General features: G+C 72.2%; 16 protein-coding genes. 15 read left to right on the plus strand and 1 reads right to left on the minus strand.

The features are described 5' to 3' along the window. The first annotated feature begins 35 nt into the window (after positions 1 to 35). From AC1Q49_RS13300 to AC1Q49_RS13370, 15 genes are all read left to right on the plus strand, one after another. Entirely contained in the window at positions 36 to 4,364 is a 4,329-nt protein-coding gene (locus AC1Q49_RS13300; protein ID WP_492492700.1) for a family 43 glycosylhydrolase, read from the plus strand. Next, positions 4,361 to 5,437 carry a hypothetical protein gene (locus tag AC1Q49_RS13305; protein ID WP_492492702.1) on the plus strand — a complete coding sequence of 359 codons (1,077 nt, stop codon included), beginning with the start codon at positions 4,361 to 4,363 and terminating at the stop codon, positions 5,435 to 5,437. Before AC1Q49_RS13300 ends, AC1Q49_RS13305 begins: the two co-directional genes overlap by 4 nt. After that, entirely contained in the window at positions 5,430 to 5,666 is a 237-nt protein-coding gene (locus AC1Q49_RS13310) for an LAVTG motif-containing sortase-dependent surface protein (protein WP_101305588.1), read from the plus strand. Before AC1Q49_RS13305 ends, AC1Q49_RS13310 begins: the two co-directional genes overlap by 8 nt. A gap of 97 nt (positions 5,667 to 5,763) precedes the next feature. Further along, a complete protein-coding gene (locus tag AC1Q49_RS13315) occupies positions 5,764 to 6,783 on the plus strand; it encodes a LacI family DNA-binding transcriptional regulator (RefSeq protein WP_060959383.1) in 1,020 nt (339 codons plus the stop codon). 194 nt (positions 6,784 to 6,977) lie between these two features. Beyond that, positions 6,978 to 7,991 (plus strand): ABC transporter substrate-binding protein, encoded by a 1,014-nt coding sequence (locus AC1Q49_RS13320; protein ID WP_060959384.1) that lies wholly within the window; start codon positions 6,978 to 6,980, stop codon positions 7,989 to 7,991. Positions 7,992 to 8,105: 114 nt separating this feature from the next. Beyond that, complete coding sequence (locus AC1Q49_RS13325) at positions 8,106 to 9,689, plus strand: sugar ABC transporter ATP-binding protein (protein WP_101305589.1); 1,584 nt, start codon at positions 8,106 to 8,108, stop codon at positions 9,687 to 9,689. Further along, positions 9,686 to 10,756: an ABC transporter permease gene (locus AC1Q49_RS13330; RefSeq protein WP_060959386.1), complete on the plus strand. Its 1,071-nt coding sequence runs from the start codon at positions 9,686 to 9,688 to the stop codon at positions 10,754 to 10,756. Before AC1Q49_RS13325 ends, AC1Q49_RS13330 begins: the two co-directional genes overlap by 4 nt. Next, a complete protein-coding gene (locus AC1Q49_RS13335) occupies positions 10,753 to 11,826 on the plus strand; it encodes an ABC transporter permease (RefSeq protein ID WP_060959387.1) in 1,074 nt (357 codons plus the stop codon). Before AC1Q49_RS13330 ends, AC1Q49_RS13335 begins: the two co-directional genes overlap by 4 nt. After that, positions 11,823 to 12,548, plus strand: coding sequence for an L-ribulose-5-phosphate 4-epimerase (locus AC1Q49_RS13340; protein ID WP_060959388.1), 726 nt, complete (start codon positions 11,823 to 11,825; stop codon positions 12,546 to 12,548). Before AC1Q49_RS13335 ends, AC1Q49_RS13340 begins: the two co-directional genes overlap by 4 nt. Further along, complete coding sequence (locus AC1Q49_RS13345) at positions 12,545 to 14,164, plus strand: xylulokinase (RefSeq protein ID WP_492492707.1); 1,620 nt, start codon at positions 12,545 to 12,547, stop codon at positions 14,162 to 14,164. Before AC1Q49_RS13340 ends, AC1Q49_RS13345 begins: the two co-directional genes overlap by 4 nt. A gap of 53 nt (positions 14,165 to 14,217) precedes the next feature. After that, entirely contained in the window at positions 14,218 to 15,720 is a 1,503-nt protein-coding gene (araA, locus tag AC1Q49_RS13350; RefSeq protein ID WP_060959390.1) for an L-arabinose isomerase, read from the plus strand. 52 nt (positions 15,721 to 15,772) lie between these two features. Then, positions 15,773 to 18,754 carry an immunoglobulin-like domain-containing protein gene (locus AC1Q49_RS13355; RefSeq protein WP_492492709.1) on the plus strand — a complete coding sequence of 994 codons (2,982 nt, stop codon included), beginning with the start codon at positions 15,773 to 15,775 and terminating at the stop codon, positions 18,752 to 18,754. 87 nt (positions 18,755 to 18,841) lie between these two features. Beyond that, entirely contained in the window at positions 18,842 to 20,308 is a 1,467-nt protein-coding gene (locus AC1Q49_RS13360; RefSeq protein ID WP_061781973.1) for an MFS transporter, read from the plus strand. Between the two features lie 55 nt (positions 20,309 to 20,363). Then, on the plus strand, positions 20,364 to 21,512 hold the full coding sequence (locus tag AC1Q49_RS13365; protein WP_191007932.1) for an exonuclease SbcCD subunit D: 1,149 nt from the start codon (positions 20,364 to 20,366) through the stop codon (positions 21,510 to 21,512). Between the two features lie 28 nt (positions 21,513 to 21,540). Then, a complete protein-coding gene (locus tag AC1Q49_RS13370; RefSeq protein ID WP_492492712.1) occupies positions 21,541 to 24,558 on the plus strand; it encodes an AAA family ATPase in 3,018 nt (1,005 codons plus the stop codon). Positions 24,559 to 24,561: 3 nt separating this feature from the next. Here AC1Q49_RS13370 and AC1Q49_RS13375 read toward each other — a convergent pair. Next, positions 24,562 to 25,453, minus strand: an 892-nt coding sequence (locus AC1Q49_RS13375; RefSeq protein WP_492492714.1) for a hypothetical protein, incomplete at its 5' end; no start/stop codon positions are given.

Consider the following 25,453-nt stretch of genomic DNA (forward strand, 5'->3'; position numbering starts at 1 on the left):
CCCCCGCTCCACCCCGTTCACCCCCAGGAGACGCAATGACGCGCACGACGCCCCGAATCAGGATCCTGGCCGCCGCCACCACCCTCGCGATGTCCGTCGCGGGCGTGGTGGGCCTGGCGGCCCCGGCGACCGCGGCGACCGGACTGGTCGCCCACTACCCGCTGGACGACACCTCCGGGACCGTCGCGCGCGACGCCTCCGGCAATGCGCGCGACGGCCGCTACGTGGGCGGTCCGACCCTGACCGGGGGCGAGGGCGTGCGACTGGACGGCGTCGACGATCACGTCGCGCTGCCGGCGAACCTCCTGGCCGGTCTCACGTCCATCACGATCAGCGCGGACGTGCTGATCCGCGGTGAGCAGGGCACGCCCTACTTCATCTACGGGTTCGGGAACACGGATGCCGGCGGGGTGGGCAACGGCTACCTCTTCTCCAGCGGCAACGGCTACCGCGCGAGCATCGCCAGCGGCAACTGGAGCACCGAGCAGACGGTCTCCAGCGGCCAGAACCTGCCCCGCGACGTCTGGAAGACGATCGCCTACACCCTGGACGACGCCACCGACACCGCACGTCTCTACCTCGACGGCGTGCAGGTGGCCCAGCAGTCCGGTGTGACCCTCACCCCGGCATCCATCGGCGGCGGCCTCACGGCCGCGAACGTCCTCGGCAAGTCCGTGTACACCGCCGACCGCACCCTCGCCGGGAGCCTCCGCGACGTCCGCATCTACGACCACGCCCTCACCTCGACGGAGGCGGCCGCCCTCGCGCCCTCCGACGACGTGCGGGTCGCCCGTGACCGCGCCGCGCTCGCCCTCGGCGACCTCGGCGCGGTGACGTCGGACCTCACCCTGCCGACGACGGGGCTCAACGGCTCGCAGGTGGCCTGGGCGTCCAGCGACCCCGCCGTGATCACCCCCGCCGGCGCGGTCACCCGCCCCGCCGCGGGCAGCGCTCCCGCCGCCGTCACCCTGACCGCGACGATCACGCGCGGGGCGGCATCCGCCACCCGCGCCTTCGCGGCGACCGTCTCGCCGGCGGCCGATGCGACGGCGCGCGCCCAGCAGGACCTCGACGCCCTCTCGATCCCCGGCGCGCAGGACATCCGCGGCAACATCACCCTGCCCGCGGCGGGCGCGGTCAACGGCAGCACGATCGCCTGGTCGGCGTCGCCGGCCGGCATCATCACGACCACCGCGCAGGGCGCCGCCGCCGGCGGCGTCGTCACGCGCGGCGCGACGACCCGCCAGGTCACCCTCACGGCCACCGTGCCCGGCACGAGCGCGGTCCGCTCGATCGACGTCACCGTCACCGCGGCTCCGCAGAACCTCGACACCGACTACTCCGCGGGCTACCTGTGGACCCACTTCGCCACGAGCGGGGGCTACGAGAAGATCTTCTTCGGGCACTCCACCGACGGTCTGCACTGGTCGAAGCTCAACGACGACAAGCCCATCCTCGCCAACCTCGCCGGAGACCTCGGCGTGCGCGACCCCCACCTCGTGCGATCGCCGGAGGGGGACAAGTACTGGATCATCGGCACCGACCTCCACGCCGAGGGCGGCGGGGCCGGCGGCTCCGGGTGGGACCAGCTGAACGCGAGCAAGAACCTCGTCGTCTGGGAGTCGACCGACCTCGTGACCTGGAGCGACCAGCGCATCGTGTTCGCGGGCTTCGACGATGCCGGATGCGTCTGGGCGCCCGAGGCCACCTACAACGAGGCGACCGGCGAGTACTACGTGTACTGGGCGGCGCGCGACCGCACCGACAACGGCACGTCCGACTGGGCGCTGCGGATGTACCTGACCAAGACGCGCGACTTCGTGACCTTCACCGAGCCGGTGATCTGGACCTCCCTCAACGACAAGGGCGACGGGCAGTCCGGTCCGAACATCATCGACTCGACGATCGCGAAGGAGGGCGACACCTACTACCGCTTCTCCACGTCCGACTGGATGACCGTCGTCGACACCGCCACGAGCCTCGACGGACCCTGGACCCGCGTCATCGAGCGCGGGGATGCCGCCGCGCACGGTCTGCGCGCCTCGATGGAGGGCCTCACCGTCTACCCGCTGCCCCAGGGCGGCTGGGCGGTCATGGGCGACCAGAACGGGTACTACGCGCAGACGACCTCGTCGCTGGCGAGCCTGTCGTTCACGCAGCTGAGCGCCGGCACCGGCGCGGACCAGTACTCGTTCGACAAGCCGTTCCGGCACGGCTCGGTGCTGCGTCTGTCCGCCGCCGAGGAGGCGCGCCTCCTCGCCGCGTACGGCGACGACGCGACGACGCCGGAGCAGCCGCAGCAGGGACCCATCGCGCAGTACTCCTTCACGGGGGGCTCACTGGCGGACGAGGTCGGCGACGCCGACCTGACCGCCCACGGCACGGCGGCCGTCGTCGACGACCCCGACCGGGGTGCCGTGCTGCGTCTGACGGGCGCCAGCGGGGGCTACGCCTCCTTCCCGACCGGTTTCTTCGACGGGCGCGACACGATGACCGTGTCCCTCGACGTGAAGTCGGAGAAATCCAGCGGCAACTTCTTCACCTTCGCGTTCGGAACGGACTCGACGCGGTACGCCTTCCTGCGCCTGCGCGGCGGCGACGTGCGCACGGCCATCACGCAGAACTCGTGGACCGCGGAGTCGGCCGTGACCGGGAGCGTGAGCGCCGGGCAGTGGCATCGACTGGACCTCGTCTTCGACAAGAGCACGATGCGGGTGTACGCCGACGGCGCGCTGCTCGGGGAGAACACGGCCCTGGGCGCCACGGTGTCGCAGCTCGGCAGCGATCTGGTCGGCTACCTCGGCAGATCGCTCTACAGCGCGGACGGCTACTTCCAGGGCGCTTACGACAATGTGCGGGTCTACAACCGCGCGCTGTCGCAGACCGAGATCCTCGCCAACGCGGGCATCGAGGACCGGCTGCTGGACGTCTCGCTCGCCCAGCCGGAGGCCCTGAAGCTGGCGCCGATCGTCGACGCCGCGGCGCACCGCGTCATCCTGCCGGTGGTCAAGGGCACCGACCTCACCCGCCTCGCGCCGACGTTCACGACCGTGTCCACCGCCACGGTGTCGCCCGCCAGCGGCACGACGGTCGACCTGTCGTCGCCGGTCACCTACACGGTGACCACCGGAACGGGCGCGACGACGGCCTGGACGATCGAGGCGCGCGTCGTCGCGAGCCCGGTGCTGCCCGGCCTCTACGCCGACCCGAACATCGCGGTCTTCGGCGACACGTACTACATCTACGCGACCAGCGACGGCGTGCCGGGCTGGGGCGGGAACACGTTCTACGTCTGGAGCTCGAAGAACCTCGTCGACTGGGAGCGCTCGGCGCAGCCGATCCTCACCCTCGACGGCGTCAATGGCACCGTGCCGTGGGCGACGGGGAACGCGTGGGCACCGACGATCATCGAGCGCGCGGGCAAGTACTACTTCTACTTCTCCGGGCACAACCCCACGTACGACCGCAAGACCATCGGGGTCGCCGTCGCCGACAGCCCGACCGGGCCGTTCGTGGCGAAGACCACCGCGATGATCCTCAACAACGAGGCGATCACGTCGGGTCAGGCGATCGACCCGGCCGCCTTCCACGACCCGGTCACCGGCAAGTACTACCTCGGCTGGGGCAACGGGAGCCCGGTGCTCGCGGAGCTCTCCGACGACATGGTGTCGATCAAGCCCGGCACGTACCAGCGCATCAACGGGCTGACCGACTTCCGGGAGGGCGTCTTCTTCAACTACCGGCAGGGGCTGTACCACCTGACCTACTCGATCGACGACACCGGCTCGGAGAACTACCGGGTGGGCTACGCGACCGCGACCAGCATGAACGGCCCGTGGACCTACCGCGGCGTGATCCTGCAGAAGGACCTGTCCCTCGGCATCAAGGGCACCGGGCACAGCTCCATCATCAACGTCCCGGGAACCGACGACTGGTACATCGCGTATCACCGGTTCGCGTTGCCGTCGGGTGACGGCACGCACCGCGAGACGACGATCGATCGGGTGGAGTTCGGTCCCGACGGCCTGATGAAGACGATCACCCCGACGCTGGAGAGCGTCGCGCCGCAGACCGTCGCGGTCGGACCGCGCATCTCGGTGTCGGCCACGACGCGCTGCGTCGCCGGTAAGGTCTACGTCACCGTGCAGACCAAGAATCTCGAGAGCGCCGCGATCTCCGCGGACGTGACCACCGCGTTCGGCAGCAAGGCCTACTCCTCGATCGCCGCCGGGGCGACCGTCACGTGGGCCGTCTCGACGCGCGCCGCCGCGACCACCGCGGGCACCGTGTCGGTGACCGCGCGCAGCGGGTCGGACGTCGCGGCGCCGCAGACCGCGGCCTACGCCGCACAGGCGTGCGGGTGAGTACGCGGACGCCGTCCCGTGGCGCGGCGGCGCTCGCCGCCGCGGCACTCGGGCTCGCCGCGCTCGTGGGCGGCATCCTGCTGCCGACTCCGGCGCACGCGGACGACGCGGCGCCGGACGTGCGGTGGTCGGTCGTGCCGGCGGACGCCTCCGGTCCCGACGGCCGTCGCACCGTCGACGTGCGTCTCGACCCCGGCCAGAGCGTCGAGGACCACTTCGCCGTGCGCAACGTCGGGGATGCCGAGGTCACCTTCCGCCTGACCGCGGCGGACGGGTTCACGACCCCCGCCGGGCGCTTCGACATCCTCGCCGACGGCACGGCCTCGGTGGATGCCGGGACCTGGATCTCCGTCCCGGAGAGCGTGACGGTCGCCGCCGGTGCGACCGTCGTCGTCCCGTTCACGATCGCCGTGCCCGCCACCGCCGAACCGGGCGACCACGCGGCGGGCATCACGGCGAGCGTCCTGTCGGTGCGGCGCGCCGACGGCGGGGCGAGCGTCGGGGTGGAGAGCCGCGTCGGCTTCCGGGTCCTCACGCGGGTGACGGGCGAGATCGCTCCGGCCGCCGCACTGGACGCGACCGCCGCCTCGTACGACATCGACTGGAACCCGCTGCGGCCGGGGACGGCGGTCGTGACCTTCGACGTCGCCAACGCCGGCAACACCCGGCTGGTGGCGGCCGGCACGGTCTCGGTGGGCGATCGCACCGTGTCGTTCCCCGCCGAGGGGGAGTCGGCGACGGAGCTGCTGCCGGGTGACCGGCGGACGATGCGGGTGGTGGTGGACGGCGTGTGGCCGCTGGTCTACGTCCCGGCCACCGTCTCGCTCGTGCCCCGCGCCGTGACCATCGCCGGCGACACCCCCGCCGTGGCGCCGACGTCGGCGGAGGCGTCGCTGTGGGCGCTACCGGCCCCCCAGGCGATCGTCCTCCTCGGCATCGCCCTCCTCGTCTTCGCCCTGTTCTGGGGGCGCACACGATCGCGCCGCCGGATCGATCAGCTCGTCGCCCAGGCGCACGAGGAAGGCCGTCGCGCGGCGGCCGCGGACCTGAACCAGGAGGCCCCCCGTGGCTGATGACATCCCCCTCGACCCGGTCGCGGATCCGAACGGCCTGGGCGTGAACGTCAACGTCGTGATCGCCCCGCTGCCCGCCCCCGGCACACCCCTTCCCGCGACCGGCGGCACTCCGCCGATCGAGCTCGGCCTCGTCGGCGTGGCCGTCGTGCTCGCCGGCGCGGCGATGATGCTGCGCTCCCGGCGCCGGCGCGGCGCGTCGGGCGGTGGCGCTCCGGATGGAGTGTGAAACGATGAGGCATCCGCTCCCGAGCGCGTGACGACTCCATCGGAACGGTCGCGCCGGCAGGTGGCCGATGCGGAGCTTTCTCAGGGGAGGGGCGCAGATGGCTGACCAGAACGGTCGCGGATGGGCCAAACCGAGCATCTACGACGTCGCCAACCACGCCGGCGTCTCGCACATGACGGTCTCACGGGTGCTCAACGGGCATCCGAACATCCGTGAGTCCACGCGGGTGCGCGTGCTGCAGGCGATCGATGAGATGCAGTACACGCGCAGCTCGATCGCGCGTGCTCTCGCGACGAGCAGGTCCATGCGCATCGGCGTGCTCGTGGACAGCCCCGTCCAGTGGGGCCCGAACAGCACGCTGCGTGCGATCGAGGAGGCCGCGCGCGCGAGCGCGTACTCGGTGAGCGTGTTCTCGACGTCCGACGAGGATGCCGCCACCATCTCGACCGGCATCAGCGATCTCGTCGCGCAGGGCATCGACGCCCTGTGCGTCATCGCGCCGCGCTCCTCCGCGCTGGAGCTCTTCCGCGAGCACAGCTCGAACATGCCGACCCTCGTCATCAAGGCCGAGCCGGACCCCCACCTCCACACGGTCGCCGTCGACCAGTACACCGGCGCGCGGATGGCGGTGGCGCACCTCGTCGGCCTGGGGCACCGCACCATCGCGCACGTCGCGGGCCCGCTCGACTGGTACGACGCCCGCGCCCGCTGGCAGGGCTGGCGCGACGAGCTGCAGGCGGCGGGCCTGCCCGAGGGACCGATGGTCCCGGGGGACTGGACGTCGGACCGCGGCTACGAGATCGGGCGCTCGCGCCAGCTGGGCGCCGCGACGGCCGTGTTCGCCGCCAACGACCAGATGGCGCTCGGCACGGTGCACGGGCTCGTGGAGCGCGGTCTGCGCGTGCCGGAGGACGTCAGCGTCATCGGGTTTGACGACCTTCCCGACGCGCGCCACTTCCTGCCGCCGCTGACGACGGTGCGTCAGGACTTCGCCTCGCTGGGCGCTCTCGCGCTGCGGTTGATCATCGCGGCGATCGACGGCGACGACACCGCCATGCACGCCCTGATCGCCCCCGAGCTGGTCCTGCGCGCCTCCACGGCGCCCCCCGCGCGCTGACCCCGTCGACGCCCGCCGCGTGCCGCGCGTGTTCGCGGTAACAAACAGGTAACGAAAGTCACGGAAACCGCGATCCGGGCTTGTGTTCGCCAATTGTTAGCGCGCACAATCGTCCTGCAGCATCCCATGCGCCCCCCGGGGCACCACACACATCCTCCGCAATCGTCGCGGAGGACTCTCAAGGAGGAGAAAGAATGGACATCAGCAAGCGCGGATTCCGTGGACTGCTCACGGTCGCAGCCGCCGGCGCGATGGTCGTCGGGCTGAGCGCATGCTCGGGCGGCTCGGAGCCTGCCGGCACCGGTAGCGCCGCCGCCGGCAGCGACACCATCACCGTCGGCTTCGTCGCCGTGGGTCCCGAGGGCGGCTGGCGCAACGCCAACGAGCAGGCCATCAAGGACGCGTTCACCAAGGACGCCGGCTTCGACCTCAAGTACGCCCCCGCCGCGAGCCCCAGCGACCAGAAGTCGCAGCTCGACGCGTTCTCGACCTTCGTCAACGACGAGGTCGACGTCATCCTCCTCACCGCGACCGAGGCGTCGGGCTGGGAGGACGAGCTGAAGAAGGCTAAGGAGGCCGAGATCCCGGTCATCCTCCTCGACCGCGGCGTCGACGCCCCGTCGGACCTCTACGTCACCCGCATCGCGCCCGACAACACGCAGGTCGCCAAGTCGGTGGGCGAGTGGGCCGCGACCACCTTCCCGAGCGGAGCGAACTACTTCGTCCTCGAGGGCGTGCCCGGCCTGTCCGTCGTCAACGAGCGCAACGAGGGCTTCGACGCGGCCATCTCCGGCAAGTCCGGGTGGAACAAGGTCGGTGCGCAGACCGCCAACTGGAAGACCGACGAGGGCAAGTCCGTCATCGAGACGGTCCTCAAGGCCAACAACAACAACATCCAGTTCATCTTCGCCCAGAACGACGAGATGGGCATCGGCGCGGCGCAGGCCGTCACCGCGGCGGGCCTCAAGCCCGGCACCGACGTCAAGATCGCCACGATCGACGGCACCAAGGGCGCCCTGGAGGCCCTCGCCAAGGGTGACCTGAGCTTCGTCGCGCAGTACAACCCCTTCTTCGGCACCGACGCTGTCGACGCCGTGAAGAAGGCTCTCGCCGGCGAGACGGTCGACTCGACCATCATCGTCAAGAGCGCCACGTTCGACTCGCCGGAGGCCGCGCAGACGGCCCTGGACGAGGGCCTCGGCTTCTAAGCCGCGCCACCGAGCCCGCTCGACACACGGGGACGGGGATCGCCGCCCGCGGCGGTCCCCGTCCCACCATCCACCCGCAGTGGTGACCCACCCATTCAACGAGGAAGTCTGCACGTGGTGACCGAACCCCTCCCGATCGTCGAAGTCCGCGGCGCGTCGATCACGTTCCCGGGCGTCAAGGCCCTCGACGACGTGAACTTCCGTCTGCTGCCCGGCGAGGTCCACACCCTCATGGGCGAGAACGGCGCCGGCAAGTCGACGCTCATCAAGGCGCTGACCGGCGTCTACCAGATCGACTCCGGCTCGATCCTCGTCTTCGGCGAGGAGCGACGCTTCTCCGGCACGGCGTCGGCGCAGGCCGCCGGCATCTCCACCGTGTACCAGGAGGTCAACCTCTGCACGAACCTCACCATCGGTGAGAACGTCATGCTCGGTCACGAGACCCGCTCGGTCTTCGGCATCGACTGGCGCAAGACCCACGCCCGCGCCCGCGAGGTCCTCACCGACATGGGGCTGGGTGACCTCGACCCCCGCGCCCCGCTGCAGTCGATCTCGATCGCCCTCCAGCAGCTCGTGGCGATCAGCCGCGCGATGGTCACCAAGTCGAAGGTGCTCATCCTCGACGAGCCGACCTCGAGCCTGGACGCCGCCGAGGTCGAGACGCTGTTCGGCGTCATCCGACAGCTGCGCGACCAGGGCGTCGCCATCCTCTTCGTCTCCCACTTCCTCGACCAGGTGTACGCGATCAGCGACCGGATCACGGTGCTGCGCAACGGCCGGTTCGTGGGGGAGTACCTCAAGCGCGACCTCGACCGCACCGAGCTGATCTCCAAGATGATCGGCAAGGACCTCGGCGCCCTGCGCGCGCTCGGCTCCAACCGTCAGGTCGATGACCGCGACCGCACCGCGACCCCGGTCTACGCGGCCGAGGGCATCGCGCGCAAGGGCGCCCTGGCACCCACCGACATCGAGATCCACAAGGGCGAGGTCGTCGGCTTCGCGGGCCTCCTGGGCTCCGGCCGCACGGAGCTCGCCCGCCTGATCGTCGGCGCCGACAAGCCGGATGCCGGCAGCGTCCGCCTCAAGGGCGCCAAGGCGAGCATCACCTCTCCGGTCTCGGGCCTCGCCCACCACATCGCCTACTCCACCGAGAACCGCCGCGACGACGGCATCGTCGGCGACCTCAGCATCCGCGAGAACATCATGCTGGCCGTGCAGGCCCAGCGCGGGTGGCTGCGCCGCGTGCCGGCGCGGGAGGTCGACCGCCTCGTGAAGACCTACATGGAGCGCTTCAGCGTGCGGCCGAACGATCCCGACCGTCCCATCCGTCTGCTCTCCGGCGGCAACCAGCAGAAGGTGCTGCTGGGCCGCTGGCTGGCCACCGACCCCGAGCTGCTGCTGCTGGACGAGCCCACGCGCGGTATCGACGTCGGCGCGAAGGCCGACATCCAGGAGACCGTCGCCGAGCTCGCCGAGGGCGGCATGAGCGTCGTCTTCATCTCCTCGGAGCTGGAGGAGGTCGTCCGCCTCTCGGAGCGCATCGTCATCATGAAGGACCACCAGAAGGTCGGCGAGGTCGTCAACGGCCCCGACGTCACCGCGGAACGGATCGTCTCGATCATCGCCGCCGACTCGGATGCCGCGGCGGAAGCCCGCGCGGACGCCCTCGCCGACGAGGTCGAAGGAGAACAGGCATGAACCGTCTGAGGGCGCTCGTGCGCACACCGTGGTTCTGGGGCATCGTCGGCATCGTCCTGCTGCTCGCCCTGAACACGCTGAAGGACCCGTCCTACCTGGCGGTCGGGGTGAACCCCACGACCGGTCAGCTCTCGGGCAACGTGCTGGACATCCTGCGGGTGTCGGCGCCGATCGTGATGATCGCGCTCGGCATGACCTTCGTCATCGCGACCAGCGGCATCGACCTGTCGGTCGGCTCGGTCATGGCCGTCGGCGGCGCGATCGCCATGGTCACCCTGAGCGGCCTGGGCCAGCCCACCTCGGTGGGGGCGATGTTCGCCGCCATCGGGCTCGCGGTGCTGCTGGGCGTGGTGCTCGGCGCGGTCAACGGTTTCCTCGTGGCGGTCATCGGCCTGCAGCCGTTCATCAGCACGCTCGTCATGATGCTCGCCGGCCGCGGCATCGCCCGCGTCATCACCGGCGGGCAGAACACGAACGCGGAGAACGCGCCGTTCCGGGCCCTGGCCAACGGCCAGTTCCTCGGGCTGCCGCTGAGCTTCGTGCTCGCGATCGCCATCGTGATCCTGGTGGCGCTCGTCATGCGCCGCACCGCGCTCGGGCTGATGATCGAGTCGATCGGCATCAACCCGCAGGCCAGCCGCCTCGCCGGCATCCGTCCGCGGCCCATCCTCATCTCGGTGTACGTGCTGTCGGCGGCGCTCGCCGCGGTCGGCGGCCTGTTCACCGTGTCGGAGGTCATGACCGTCGACGTGTCGGGGACGGGCTACCAGATGGAGCTCGACGCGATCCTCGCGGTCGTGATCGGCGGCACCTCGCTCGCGGGCGGCAAGTTCTCGATCGTCGGGTCGACGGTCGGCGCCCTGCTGATCGCCACCCTCAACAAGACGGTGCTCTTCCTCGGTGTCTCGGCGGCGGCGACCCCCGCCTTCAAGGCCATCGTCATCGTCGCCCTCGTGCTGCTGCAGTCCGAGCGCATCCGCTCCCTCGTGCTGCGTCGCGGCGACCGCTCGCGCACCCCCGAGGCCCCCCTCTCCGAGTCCACGCAGCCGAAGGAGGTCGTCGCATGAGCGACGCGTCCACCACCCGCGAACGCACCGCGCCGGAGCCCGCGGGCGGCACCGCGGCGATCGCCACGCCCCGGGGCACGGCCTGGTCGCGCCTCTGGGGGCGCAGCCAGTCGCTGATCCCGACCCTCGCCGCCGTCGTGCTCTTCATCGGCATGCTCGTGTACGCGGAGCTCGCCTACGGCCGCGTCTTCCACCTCGGCACCATGTCGAGCCTGCTCGTGAGCTTCGCGCCGACGATCATCCTCGCCGTCGCGATGACGATCGTCATCCTCTCCGGCGGCATCGACCTCTCGGTCGGCGCGGTCGTCGCCTTCACCTCGGTCGCCGGTGTCATGCTCATGGGCATCGGGGTCAACGGCTGGCTCGCGATCGTGCTGATGATCGTGTTCGGTGCGCTGTTCGGACTGGTCTCGGGCGTGCTGATCCAGTACTTCAACGTGCAGCCGTTCATCGCGACGCTGGCGATGATGTTCCTGGCACGTGGACTGGCCTCGATGCTCTCGACGGTGCCCGTCCACGCCCCGGACGACGCGCCCATCCGCCTCTTCGCCACCGACTTCAAGCTCATCGACGGTGTCAAGACGAACGACCTCGTGCTCACGCCGGGCTTCTTCGTCGCCGTGATCATCGTGATCGCCGCCGTGTTCTTCCTGCACCGCACCCGCACCGGACGCACCGTCTACGCGATCGGCGGCGCGGAGTCGTCCGCTCAGCTGATGGGCCTGCCCGTCGCCCGCACCCGCGTCTGGATCTACGTGATCAGCGGCGCGCTGGCCGGCGTCGCGGCGGTCGTCTACACGGCCGAGGTCGGCGGCAAGGCCCAGAACGTCACCGGCATCGGCTGGGAGCTCGATGCGATCGCGGCGGTCGTCATCGGCGGCACCCTCCTGACCGGCGGCGTCGGCTACGTGCTCGGCTCCGTCGTGGGAACGCTCGTGCTCGCGGCGCTGTGGATGATCATCACGAAGGACGGCTCCATCAAGCCCGAGTACCTGACGATCATCACCGGCGGCATCCTCCTGGCCTTCGTCCTGCTCCAGCGGGTCCTCACGAAGCGGAGGAGCGGATGAGCGGGCACGAGGGCGCGGTCGTGATCGACGCCGCGCTGCAGGAGCGCATCGATGCGGTGCGCGCCGATGTCGCCGCCCTCCACGGCGAGCTGGTGCGGTACGGCCTCGTCGTCTGGACGGGCGGGAACGTGTCGGGACGGGTTCCGGACAGCGACCTGTTCGTCATCAAGCCCTCCGGGGTCTCGTACGACGACCTGGCGCCGGAGAACATGATCCTCTGCGATCTCGACGGCGCCGTCGTCCCCGGCACGCCGGGCAGTGACCGCAGCCCCTCGAGCGACACGGCGGCCCACGCCTACGTGTACCGGAACATGCCCGACGTCGGCGGTGTCGTGCACACCCACTCCGACTACGCGGTCGCCTGGGCGGCGCGCGGCGAGGAGATCCCCTGCGTCATCACGGCGATGGCCGACGAGTTCGGCGGACCGATCCCCATCGGCCCCTTCGCGATCATCGGCGACGACTCGATCGGCCGCGGCATCGTGGAGACCCTGCGGGGCCACCGCAGCCGCGCCGTGCTGATGCAGAACCACGGTCCCTTCACCATCGGCGTCAACGCCAAGGATGCCGTCAAGGCCGCCGTGATGTGCGAGGACGTCGCCCGCACCGTGCACATCGCCCGCCAGGCGGGGGAGCTCATCCCGATCCCGCAGGAGAAGATCGACGCGCTCTACAACCGGTATCAGAACGTCTACGGGCAGGGAACGGACGAACGGCGATGACCACCACGGGTGACACCGTCCTCGCGGAGGCGATCCGCGCCGGTCGCACCAGCCTCGGCATCGAGTTCGGCTCGACCCGGATCAAGGCCTGCCTCGTCGACGCCGATGCGCCGGCGACGGTGCTGGGCGTCGGCGCCCACGCGTGGGAGAACCGTCTCGAGGACGGCCGCTGGACCTATCCGCTCGACGCCGTCTGGGCGGGACTGCAGGACGCCTACGCCGACCTGGTCGCCGACGTCGAGCGCCGGTACGGGGTGCGGCTGGAGACCGTGGGCGCGATCGGCGTCTCGGCGATGATGCACGGCTACCTCGCCTTCGATGCGCACGGCGAGCTGCTCGTGCCCTTCCGCACCTGGCGCAACACCAGCACGGGTCCGGCCTCCGCGGAGCTGTCGGAGCTGCTGGGCGTCAACATCCCGCTGCGCTGGACGATCGCGCACCTGCGGCAGGCGGTGCTCGACCGCGAGCCGCACGTGGCGCGGCTCGCCGCGGTCACGACGCTGGCCGGCTACGTGCACGAACGCCTGACGGGTCGGCGTGTCCTGGGCGTCGGAGACGCCTCGGGCGTGTTCCCGATCGGCGCGGACACGGCGGACTACGACGAGCGCCTGGTCGCGCGCGTGGACGCGCTCATCGCGCGCGAGGGCGCCGCCCTCCCGCCGCTGCGCTCCCTGCTGCCCGAGGTGCTGCCCGCAGGCGCCGATGCGGGGTCGCTGACCCCCGAGGGCGCGGCGCTGCTCGATCCCCGCGGCGCGCTGCGGCCGGGCGTGCCGTTCTGCCCGCCCGAGGGCGACGCCGGCACCGGCATGGTCGCGACCGGCGCGGTCGCTCCGCGCACCGGCAACGTCAGCGCCGGCACGAGCATCTTCGCCATGGTCGTCCTGGAGCGGCCGCTCGCCGGGCGTCACCACGAGCTCGATCTCGTGACGACCCCCGCCGGCGACCCGGTCGCGATGGTCCACTGCAACAACGGCGCCAGCGAGCTCGCCGCCTGGGCGGGCCTGTTCCGCCGGTTCGCGGCGGCATCCGGAGCGCCCCTCGACGACGACGCCGTGTTCGAGGTCCTGCTGCGCGAGGCGCTCGAGGGCGATGCCGACGCGGGCGGACTGCTGGCCTACAACCACCTCGCGGGCGAGCCGATCGCCGGCCTCACGGCGGGGCGCCCGCTGTTCGTGCGCACGCCGGAATCGACGTTCGACCTGGCCAACGTCATGCGCGCGCAGGTCTACGGCGTGTTCGGCACCCTCGCCCTGGGCATGACGGTGCTTCACGGGGAGGGCGTCGCGCTCGACCGGATGTACGCGCACGGCGGCGTCTTCCGCACCGCCGGCGTCGCGCAGCGCTTCCTCGCGGCCGCCCTCGACGCCCCCGTGGCCGTCGGCGACACCGCATCCGAGGGCGGGGCGTGGGGCATCGCGGTGCTCGCGGCCTTCCGTCGCGCGGTCGCGGCGCGCGCCGCCGAAGGCCTCGGCGCCTACCTGGACGCCGTGGTGTTCGCGGATGCCGCGGCCGCCGTCGTCGACCCCGATCCCGCGGACGTCGCGGGATTCGCCCGCTATCTCGACCGCTACCGCGCCGGCCTCGCCGTCGAGGCGGCGGCGGTCACCGCTCTCTGAGGCCGCGCCCCTTCGCGGCCGCCCACCCCCGTCCCCACGACCGGAAAGACATCATGACCCTCTCCACCACTCTCGAGAACTACACCGTCTGGTTCGTCACCGGCAGCCAGGGGCTGTACGGCGAGGAGACGCTGCAGCAGGTCGCCGCGCAGTCGCAGGCGGTCGCCGCCGGTCTCGAGGGGCTGCCCGTGCGCGTCGTGTGGAAGCCGGTGCTGACCGACTCCGACAGCATCCGCCGCCTGGCCCTGGACGCCAACAGCGACGACTCCGTCATCGGCGTCGTCGCCTGGATGCACACCTTCAGCCCCGCCAAGATGTGGATCGCGGGCCTGGACGCACTGCAGAAGCCGCTGCTGCACCTGCACACGCAGGCCAACGTCGAGCTGCCCTGGAACGACATCGACTTCGACTTCATGAACCTGAACCAGGCCGCCCACGGCGACCGTGAGTTCGGCTACATCCAGACCCGGCTGGGGGTGGCCCGCAAGACCGTCGTGGGTCATGTCTCCAACCCCGCCGTGCGCGATCAGATCGAGCAGTGGCAGCGCGCCGCCGCCGGATGGCAGGCCGCGCGCACCCTCAAGCTCGCCCGCTTCGGCGACAACATGCGCTACGTCGCGGTCACCGAGGGCGACAAGACCGAGGCCGAGCTGCGCTTCGGCGTGCAGGTGAACACGTGGGGCGTGAACGAGCTCGCGGATGCCGTCGCCGCGGCATCCGACGCCGACATCGACGCCCTGGTGCAGGTGTACCTCGCCGAGTACGACGTCGCCGAGGAGCTGCGACCCGGCGCCGAGCGCCACGCGTCGCTGCGCGACGGCGCGGCCATCGAGATCGGACTGCGCACCTTCCTCGAAGCCGGCGGCTTCGGCGCCTTCACGACCTCGTTCGAAGACCTCGGCGCGCTGACGCAGCTGCCGGGTCTGGCGGTGCAGCGTCTCATGGCCGAGGGCTACGGCTTCGGCGCCGAGGGCGACTGGAAGACCGCGATCCTCGTCCGCGTCGCCAACGTCATGGGCGCGGGCCTGCCGGGCGGTGCGAGCCTCATGGAGGACTACACCTACGACCTGGTCGCCGGGGACGAGAAGATCCTCGGCGCGCACATGCTCGAGGTCTCGCCGTCGCTGACGACCCAGAAGCCGCGCCTGGAGATCCACCCGCTCGGCATCGGCGGCAAGGACGACCCGGTGCGTCTGGTCTTCACCGCCGACCCCGGCCCCGCCGTCGTGGTCGCCATGAGCGACATGCGCGACCGCTTCCGGCTGGTCGCCAACGTGGTCGAGAACGTCGACGCGCCCGACCTGCCGAAGCTGCCGGTCGGACGCGCGATCTGGAAGCCGGCGCCCGACTTCGCGACCAGCGCCGCCTGCTGGCTGACCGCCGGCGCCGCGCACCACACCGTCATGACGACGGCGGTCGGCATCGAGGTCTTCCGCGACTTCGCCGACATCGCCGGCACCGAGCTCCTCGTGATCGACGAGGACACCACCGTCCGCGGCTTCCAGAAGGAGCTGCGCTGGAACCAGGCCTACTACCGCCTGGCCCAGGGATTCTGAGCCCCCTCGCCCGCCCTCGACACCACCTACCCGAAAGAGAAAGGTCTCGACGATGAGATCAGCACTGCTCCCGCCTGCCCCCGCGGCATCCGGGCGTTCGTCCCGCCGCGCGGTCGCGGCCGCCCTCGCCGGTGTGCTCGCGCTCACCGGCGTCGGCCTCGCGACCCCCGGTGCCGCGTCGGCCGCCGGCGTGCCCGCCCCGACCGCGCACTACGACATGTCGCACAGCGGCACGACCCTGCTCGACGTCTCCGGCAACGGGCGCAACGCGACGCTGACGGGCCTCACGGACGGCTCCTTCGCCGACGCGGGCGGCGACGCCGTCCTGCGCTTCCGCGCCGACGGCTACGCGTCCCTCCCGTCGGGGCTCATCACCGCGGCGGACAACGACTTCACGGTCGAGTACACGGTGTCCACGCAGACCTCCGCGAACCACTTCGGCTGGGTCATCGGCGACGGCGTGGGCGCGTGGAACACGACGGCCCTCGGCAACCACATCTTCCTCAGCCCCCGCTCGGCCCAGGGCGGCTACACCGACCAGGTGCTGTCCGCGATCCGCGTCAAGAACGGCGGCAGCAACGGCGAGAGCCGTCTGCCGGCCGGCGGCGGGCTCAACCCCGGCTTCACGACCCTGACGATGGTGGGCTCGGGCAGCACGCTGACCCTGTACCGCGACGGCGTGCAGATCTCCACGCTCACGCACGCGCTCTCGCTCAGCTCGATCATCCCGACGGGCTCGGTGCTCGGCTACCTCGGCCGCTCGCTCTACCAGGGCGACCCGCTGCTGAAGGCGGACGTGTCCGACGTCAAGTTCTGGGACGTCGCGCTGTCGTCCTCCGACGTGTCGGCGAGCATGCCGACGGCGCAGCAGAAGAGCGCGACCACGTCGGCGCTGCTGCGCGGTGACGTCCTCGCGCAGATGCTGGGCTCCAACGCCTCGCTCTCGAGCGTGTCGTCGAACCTGACGCTGCCGGCGACGGTGAACGGCGTCTCCCTGACCTGGTCCTCCTCCAACCCGTCGGTCGTGTCGACCACCGGTGTGGTCTCCCGCTCCATCGGCGCGAACACGGCCGTCACCCTGACGGCGCAGACGGGCCTGTCCAGCACGCTGACCTTCGACGTGACGGTGCTCGCGCCCAGCGTCGCCGCCGACCTCGACGCCATCACGCTCGCGTCGCGCACCACCGAGAACCTCCCGCTGGCCACGAAGGGCGCCGTCAACGGCGCCGCCATCACGTGGACCTCCTCGGACGCGTCGCTGGTGACGCCGACCGACCCCGGCTACACGGCACCGGCGGTCGGCGCGGCCGATCCGTACCGCGGCGGCGGCATCGTCGCGCGGCCCGCCTACGGCGCGGGCGACCGCACCGCGACCCTCACGGCCCACGCGACGCTCAACGGCGCCACCGCGGAGCGCAGCTTCACCGTGACCGTCGCCGAGCACGGTCGCTGGGCTCCGGATGCCGGCTACGCGGCGGCCTACTTCAAGTCCGACAGCGACGAGAAGATCTACCAGGCGGCCACGTCGGGCAACGACTTCTTCACGTTCTCGCCCGTCAACGGCGGCAACGCGGTCATCACCTCCACCGCCGACACGAAGGGCCTGCGCGACCCGTACATCCTCCGCTCGAAGGACGGCGACAAGTACTACATGGTCGCGACCGACCTGTGCATCGGATGCGGCACCGGCTGGGGCCCCGCCCAGTCGGCGGGAAGCCTGAAGATCGAGGTGTGGGAGTCGACCGACCTCGTCACCTGGAGCCGCACCAACGGTGAGAACACGGGCATCACCGTCAACCAGCCGGCGGCGGGCATGACCTGGGCGCCCGAGGCGTACTGGGACGACGACCTGCAGTCCTATGTCGTGTTCTTCGCGTCGCGGCTGTACTCGGATGCCAGCCACACCAACAGCGACAACCTGTATGCGCGCATGTTCTACGTGCTGACGCGGGACTTCCGCACCTTCACGTACCCGCCGACGAGCTGGCAGGACACCGGCTACGCCCGCATCGACTCGACCGTCACGAAGATCGGCGACTACTACTACCGCTTCACCAAGAACGAGGAGGGCGGCGCCGCCGGCACCCTCGAGGCGGGCAAGGACATCTTCCTCGAGCGCTCGAAGGTGCTCACGGCGCCCACGACCGCGTCGAGCTGGACGGCCGACCCGTCGACGACGTGGCAGCTGGTCGACACGCACATGACCTCGCTCGAGACCGGGCAGGCGGGCGAGGGCCCCGAGATCGTCAAGCTCAACGAGGGCGACCCCAACAACACGGGCGACGGCTACGTCTTCCTCGTCGACAACTACGGCGCGGGCGGCTACCGGGCCTTCCTCACGAGCGGCGGCGCCATCGCCTCGAGCACGCAGAGCGACCGGCTGTCGCAGCGGTCGACGTGGAACGTGCGGGCCACCGGCGGCCTGCCCGCCAGCCCCCGGCACGGCGCGTTCGTGAGCGTCACCCAGGGTGTGCTCGACGCGATGCACGCGTGGACCGGCGTCTCCGCGGTGGCCTCCACCACCACGCTGAGCGCCCAGGGCCGCGAGGTCACGGCGCGCGTCGCCGCGGCGGACGGCGGCGACGTCGTCGGCACGGTGACCTTCTCCGGCGGCGGCTGGAGCGCCACCGTGGCGCTGTCCGACGGTGCCGCCCACGTCGAGGTGCCCGGAACGGTCTCGGCCGTCACGGCGCACTACGACGGCTACCGCGACGGGCTGGTCAGCGCGTCGACGTCGGCATCCGTCTCGTTCGGGCCGCGCATCGCCGTCGCCGCGACGACGCGCTGCGTGCTCGGCAAGGTGGTCGAGGTCGTCACCGTGACGAACAACGAGACCGTCGCGGTCTCGGCGGCGCTCGCGAGCCCGTCCGGCGCGAAGACGGTCTCCGTCCCGGCCGGCAAGAGCGTGTCGACGACGTTCACCACGCGCGAGAGCGCGCTGGCGGCGCACACCGTGACCGTGACGGCCACGGCCGCCGGCAACGCGTCGTCGACGGTGCAGACGGCGACGGTGGCGGCCGCCTCCTGCCGCTGATCGCCTGAGGGGAGGGGTCCGCCGCGAGGCGGACCCCTCTTCCCGTTCCGCGGCCGCCCCGCCGCGCAGGGACGCTAGCGTGGGACGGTGACGAGTCCCGCAACGGCCAGCATCCCCCTCGACAGCGCTCAGCGGTGGCGCGCCTTCTGGGTCTGCGTCTCGGTCGCTGCGCTGACCATCCTCGATCTGAGCAAGGTGAACGTCGCGCTGCCCTCGATCGAGAAGGCGCTGGGCGCCGGCTCGACGCAGCTGCAGATCGTCGTCTCGGGCTACGTGCTGATGTTCGGGCTGGCGCTCGTGCCCTTCGGGCGCCTCGGCGACCAGCGCTCCCGCAAGACCCTGTTCCTCGTCGGGCTGAGCCTGTTCCTCGTCACGAGCATCGTGTGCGCCGTCGCGCCCACCATCGAGGTGCTCATCGCGGGCCGCCTCGTGCAGGGACTGGCGGCCGGCATCCAGATGCCCCAGGTGCTCGGGACCATCCAGCAGATCTTCGTCGGCGCCGAGCGCGGGCGCGCGTTCGGCCTGTTCGGCGCGACGATCGGCATCGCGACGGCGATCGGCCCGACGCTGGGCGGGCTCATGATCGCGCTCGGCGGAGCCCAGGACGGCTGGCGGTGGATCTTCTGGATCAATGTGCCGCTGTGCGCGCTCGTGATCGCGGGCGTGCTCGGACTGCTGCCGCGCACCCGCCGCTCGACGCCCGGGCGGCTCCAGCTCGATCCCGTCGGGCTCGTGCTGCTGGCCTTCACGATCATCACGCTCATGTGGCCGTTCCTGTTCACCACCGGTGCTCCGAGCGACGACCCGCGTCGGTGGTGGTCGCTCGTGCTGTTCGTGGTGTTCGTGACCGCGTTCACGTGGTGGGAGCGGCGCTACGCGGCATCCGGCCGGTCGCCTCTCGTGCCGTTCTCGCTCTTCTCGATCTCGTCCTTCCGCAACGGCACGCTCGTGGTCACGACCTACTTCACCGCGATCCCGGCGATGTTCCTGCTCACGACGCTGTTCCTGCAGACCGGGGTCGGCACCGAGCCGGTGTTCGCGGGCATGGTCTCGATCGGCTTCGCGGTCGCCAGCGCGATCACCGCCTGGTTCGGGGGCAACCTGGTCGCGCGGCTCGGGCGGCCGCTCGTGGTGTGGGGCCTGGTGATCGTGCTCGTCAGCGTCGCGGCCCTCGCCGTCGTCGCCTACACGGTGCCGGCCGGGGTCGTCGAGTACGCGATGGCGGCGGTCATGGTCGTCGCCGGTGCGGGCGCCGGACTCGTGGTCGCGCCCAACCAGACGCTCACCCTCGCCGACATCCCCACCCGCGCCGGCGGTTTGGCGGGCTCCGTCGGCCAGCTCGGACAGCGCGTCGGGACCGCCGTCGGCACGGCGATCGGCCTGTCGCTGTTCTACTCGACGATCTACCGGGAGAAGGGCGAGGGGCACGACGGGCTCGAGGTCTTCCACAACGCGTACGCGTACGGGATGGTCGCGGTGGGCGTCTTCGTCGCGATCGCCCTGCTGATCGGTGTCATCGATCTCGGGGTGCGACGCCGCGCAGCCCAGGACTGAGGGCTCCGCCGCGGGCCTTCCGGGCGATGTCGCCGGCTCCGCCTACCGTGGAGTCATGCGCATCCTGCACACCTCGGACTGGCACATCGGGCGGACCTTCCACGGTCATTCCACGCTCGACGCGCTCCGCGGGGTGCTCGAGGCGCTCACGCGACAGGTGCGCGAGCACGACGTCGACGTCGTGATCGTCGCCGGCGACGTCTTCGACTCCGCCGCTCCGGCCGCCGCCTGCTACACGCTCCTCTCCGACACCCTCCGGGCGCTCGCCGACACCGGGGCCCAGGTCATCGTGACCAGCGGCAACCACGACTCGGCCGCGCGTCTGGGCTTCCAGGCGGGCCTGCTGCGCGACGGCATCCACGTGCGCACCGACCCGGAGCGCCTCGACGAGCCGATCACCGTGTCCGATGCGCACGGCCCGGTGCACTTCTACGGCATCCCCTACCTCGAGCCGGCGCTGCTGCGCGCGTCGTGGCCCCAGGCGCGCACGCACGCCGATGTGCTCGGGCACGCGATGCAGCGGGTGCGCGCCGACCGGGCCATCCGGGGCGGGCGCGCGGTCGCCATCGCGCACTGCTTCGCCGCGGGCGTCGAGCCGACCCCTCACCTCGAGCGCGACATCCAGCAGGGCGGGCTCGACGTCGTGCCGCTGTCGGTGTTCGACGGAGTGGACTACGCGGCGCTCGGACACATCCACGGCCGCCAGCGGCTCGCCCCCCACGTGCGCTACGCCGGCGCCCCCCTCCACTACAGCTTCGGCGAGGGCGACAAGCCGCGCGGGTCGTGGCTGGTCGAGCTGGATGCCGAGGGTGCGGCCGAGGCGACGTGGCTCGCGCTGCCGGTGCCGCGCCGGCTCGTCACGCTGCGCGGCCCGTTCGCCGAGATCCTCTCCTCTCCCGCGCACGCCGCGGCGCAGGACGCGTGGGTGAGCGTCGAGTACACCGACGCGCTGCCCGAGCGCGATCCGCTGCGCCGCCTCCAGGAGCGGTTCCCGTTCTGCGCCAAGGTCGTGCACGCTCCGGCCGTGGTGCGCAGCGACGACGGGCGCTCGTACTCCCAGCGCGTGCGCGCCGCGCGCAGCGACGCCGAGCTCGTCGACGCCTTCCTCACGCACGTGCGGGAGGGCGAGGGCGCGACGGCGCGCGAACGCGAGCTCCTCGGCGACGTCCTCGACGAGCGCATCCGCGTCGAGGCGTTCGCGTGATCCTCCTCCGGCGCGCGGAGCGACGGTCATGAAGCTGCACCGGCTCGAGCTCACCGGCTTCGGTCCGTTCCGCGACACGCAGGTGGTCGACTTCGACGCCTTCGACGACGACGGCCTGTTCCTCATCTCCGGGCGCACCGGCACGGGCAAGTCCAGCATCCTCGACGGCGTCAGCTTCGCCCTCTACGGCACCGTGCCCCGCTACGAGGGCGGCGAGAAGCGGCTGCGCAGCGACCACGCCCACCCCGCCGACCCCACCGAGGTGCGGCTGGAGTTCACGGTGGGCGCGCGGCGGTGGCGGGTGACGCGGGCTCCCGAGTACGACCGTCCCGCCAAGCGCGGCGGCGGTCTGACGACGGCGCCGGCCCGCGCCGAGCTCGACGAGCTCGTCGACGGCGTCTGGGTCGGCCGCGCCGCCAAGCCGCGCACCGTCGGCGAGGCGCTGGGGGAGGTGCTGGGGCTGAACGCCGCGCAGTTCCAGCAGGTCATCCTGCTGGCGCAGAACAAGTTCTCGCGGTTCCTGCTCGCTCCGGGCGACGAACGCCAGACGCTGCTGCGCACGCTCTTCGGCACACGGCGCTTCGAGCGCTACCGTGACGACCTGGAGCAGCACCGCCGCGACGCCGCCGATGCACTGAAGGCCGTGGACGGACGGGCCCGCACCCTCCTGGGCGAGGCCGAGCGTCTCATCGGCGCCCACGGTCTCGAGCCCCCCGACGGCGCGAGCGCGGCCGACGCGCCCCTGCCCGAGCGGCGGGCCGCCGCCGAGCGGGCGCTCCAGCGTGCGCAGTACCGCGTCGAGCAGGCGGACCTCGCACGCCGCAGCGCCGACGCCGCCTCCGAGGCCGCGGCGGCCGCGCACGCCGCTCTGCAGGCGCGCGCGGAGCGCGGGCGCGAGCGCGCGGCGCTCCGCGAGAGGCTGAGCGGGCTCGAGGAGCGCTCCGCCGCCGTCGACGCCGACCGCCGGCGCCTCGCCGACGCGCGGGCCGCCGCACTGCTGCGGGCGCCGGGAGATGCCGCGGAGCGCGCCGACCGTGCCGCTGCGACGGCCGCGGCGGATGCCGCGGCGGCCTGGCGACGATGGACCGACGGCGGGGGAGACGCCGACGCCGATGTGGCGGCGCTCGTCGACACCCTCACCGGAGACCTCGTGCGATGGGAGGCCGCCGCCGTGCACGAGCGCGAGCTCGACGAGCGGGCGGCCGCGCACGTCGCGACGACGCGCGTCGTCGCCGACCTCCGCGCCGCGTGCGACGCCCTCGACGAGCGGCGCGCGGGGGTGCCGGCCGCGCGCGCCGCCCTGGACGAGCAGATCGTCCGGGCGGAGGCCGGTGCGGCGCGCCGCGACGAGCTCGACGCCGAGCGCGCACGGCTCCGTGACGTGCTCGACGCCGCACGCCGCGCCGAGGCGCACACGGACGCGCTGACCCGCGCCGAGACCGCGTACGCCCGGGCGTCGGCGGCGACGGAGGCCGCGGCGGCCGAGGTCGGCGCCCTGCTGCGCCGGCGACTCGCCGGGGCCGCGGGCGAGCTCGCGGCCGCTCTGGTCCCGGGCGAGCCCTGCGCGGTCTGCGGCTCGACGGCCCATCCCCGTCCCGCACACAGGGGCGACGAGCCGGTGACGGACGAGGTGCTCGCCGCCGCCGAGCGCGCGCGCGACGCCGCCGTCGCGGCCGAGGGGACCGCCCGCGAAGCGGCGGCCCGCGTGCGCGACGAGCTGGCTCAGGCCCGGGCGGAGGCCGCGGGCCTGGAGGTGGCCTCGGCCGAGGAGCAGCTCGCGAGCACCGCCGCCGTCGCCGCCGCGGCGGCGCAGGCCGCTGCCCTGCTCGACGAGCTCCACGCCCGCCGCCGCGAGCTCGATGCCGCCGCCGCCCTCGCCGAGACCGAACGCGCGCGCGTCGCCGACGACCTCGCCGCCGCCCGCGAACGGCTCCGCGGCCTCGAGAGCGACATCGCGCGGCTGACGGCAGCCGTCGTGGAGGGGCGCGGGGGCTTCGACAGCGTCGCCGCGCGGATCGCCGCGACGGCGGCGGAACGGGATCGGGCGCGCGCCGTCGTGGCCGCCGTCGCCGCGCGCGATGAGAGGCTCCGCGTCCGCGACGCCGCGACGGCCGAGTTCGAGACCCGCCTCGCGTCGTCGCCGTTCGCGGATGCCGCTGCGGTCCGTGCGGCACTCCTCGACGACGCCGGCATCGCGCAGCTCGACGCCGAGGTCGCCGACCACGCGGCCCGGCTGACGGCGACGCGGGCACGGCTGCTCGAGCTCGAGCTCGACGCCGTCGGCGACGAGATCGATGCCGAGGCGCTCGCTCGTTCCGCCGAGACCGCGGCCGCGGCGGACGCGGCCCGCGCCGAGGCGATCGCCGCGCACACCGGCGCGGACGGTGTCGCCGCACGCCTGGACGATCTGCTGCGGCAGGTCGATGCGGCACTGGTCGCGGTGCAGGAGAGCGGCGAGGACGCCGCCGCCGTCATCCGCCTGGCCGACACGGTCGCCGGTCGCGCGCCCAACACGATGAAGATGGATCTGGAGACGTTCGTGCTGGCCGCCGAGCTCGAGGAGATCGTCGCCGCCGCCAACGTCCGGCTCGCCGAGATGTCGTCGGGCCGGTACACCCTGCACCATTCCGACGCCCGTGCCGCCCGCGGACGGGCATCGGGACTCGGCATCGACGTGCTCGACGCGCACACGGGCCGACTGCGCTCGCCCCAGTCTCTCTCTGGCGGCGAGACCTTCCTCGCCTCGCTCGCCCTCGCCCTCGGTCTGGGCGAGGTGGTCACCTCGCGCGCCGGCGGCATCCGTCTGGACACCCTCTTCGTCGACGAGGGCTTCGGCTCCCTCGACCCCGAGACGCTCGAGCTCGCCATGCGCACCCTCGACGACCTCCGGGCGGGCGGGCGCACCGTCGGCGTCATCAGCCACGTCGAGGCGATGAAGGAGCAGCTGCCCGCCCAGATCCTCGTGTCCTCGACGCACGAAGGGCCGAGCGTCATCCGTCAGGATGCCGCCCGGCCCTCGGCCGAGAGCGCGCGCGAGGCGCGCTGAGCGCTACTGCAGGTAGGTCTTCGCGGAGGCCAGGATCTCCTGGTACAGCGTGCGCAGCAGGTCGGCGGCGCTCTCATCGGCGCCGATGCTGGTGATGGTCTGCTGGACGAGGTCTTCGACGCCGCTGTCTCCGGTGACCAGCAGCGTCTGGCCGATGATGATGAGCGACTCGTCGGGGAGCACCTCCTCGATGACGTCCGGCGTGGCGGTCGGGTCGACCTCGGCGAAGATGTCGTTGACCTTCGGGCGGACGTCGGCGATGAACGCCTGCTCGGCGGCGGTCTCCTCGGCCGCGTCGGCCTCGCTGTCGTCGGTCGGCAGACCGGCGCCGGGCGTGACCTCCGCCGACGGCGTCGCGGAGGGGGCCAGCACGTCGTCGATCGACGACCCGGCCGCGGAGAGGCCAAGAAGCACGATCGACCAGATCAGGGCGAACGCACCGATCGTCGCGCCCACGAGCGACAGCACGAGCGCCGTGATGCTCAGCGGCTTGCCGCCGTAGCGCTTGCCGGCCAGCCCGACGATCGAGAAGATGAAGCCCGCCAGCAGCAGCAGACCGCCGATGAGCACGGCCACGAGGCCGACCCACGGCACGGGCACGAGGCCGACGAGGCTGAGGATCGTTCCTCCCGCCGCCAGTCCGAGCGCCGTCCACGCGATCGCCTTGGACCGGGTGTCGGGCTGTCCCGGCTGCGGAGGGACGGGGCCGGGCGGCACCGCCCCGGGCTGTCCGAACGGCGCGGCCGCGTATCCGGGCTGGCCGTACGGGGCTGCCGCGGGCGGCACGGGAGGCAGCGGGGGCGCCGTCGGCGCGACGTACGCGTCGCCGTAGCCGCCGGTGGCCGGCGGGTAGACCTCGGTCGGCTGGGCATCCGGGGCGGGGTAGGCCTGGGTG

The organism is Microbacterium sp. MPR-TSA4 (assembly GCF_058792815.1).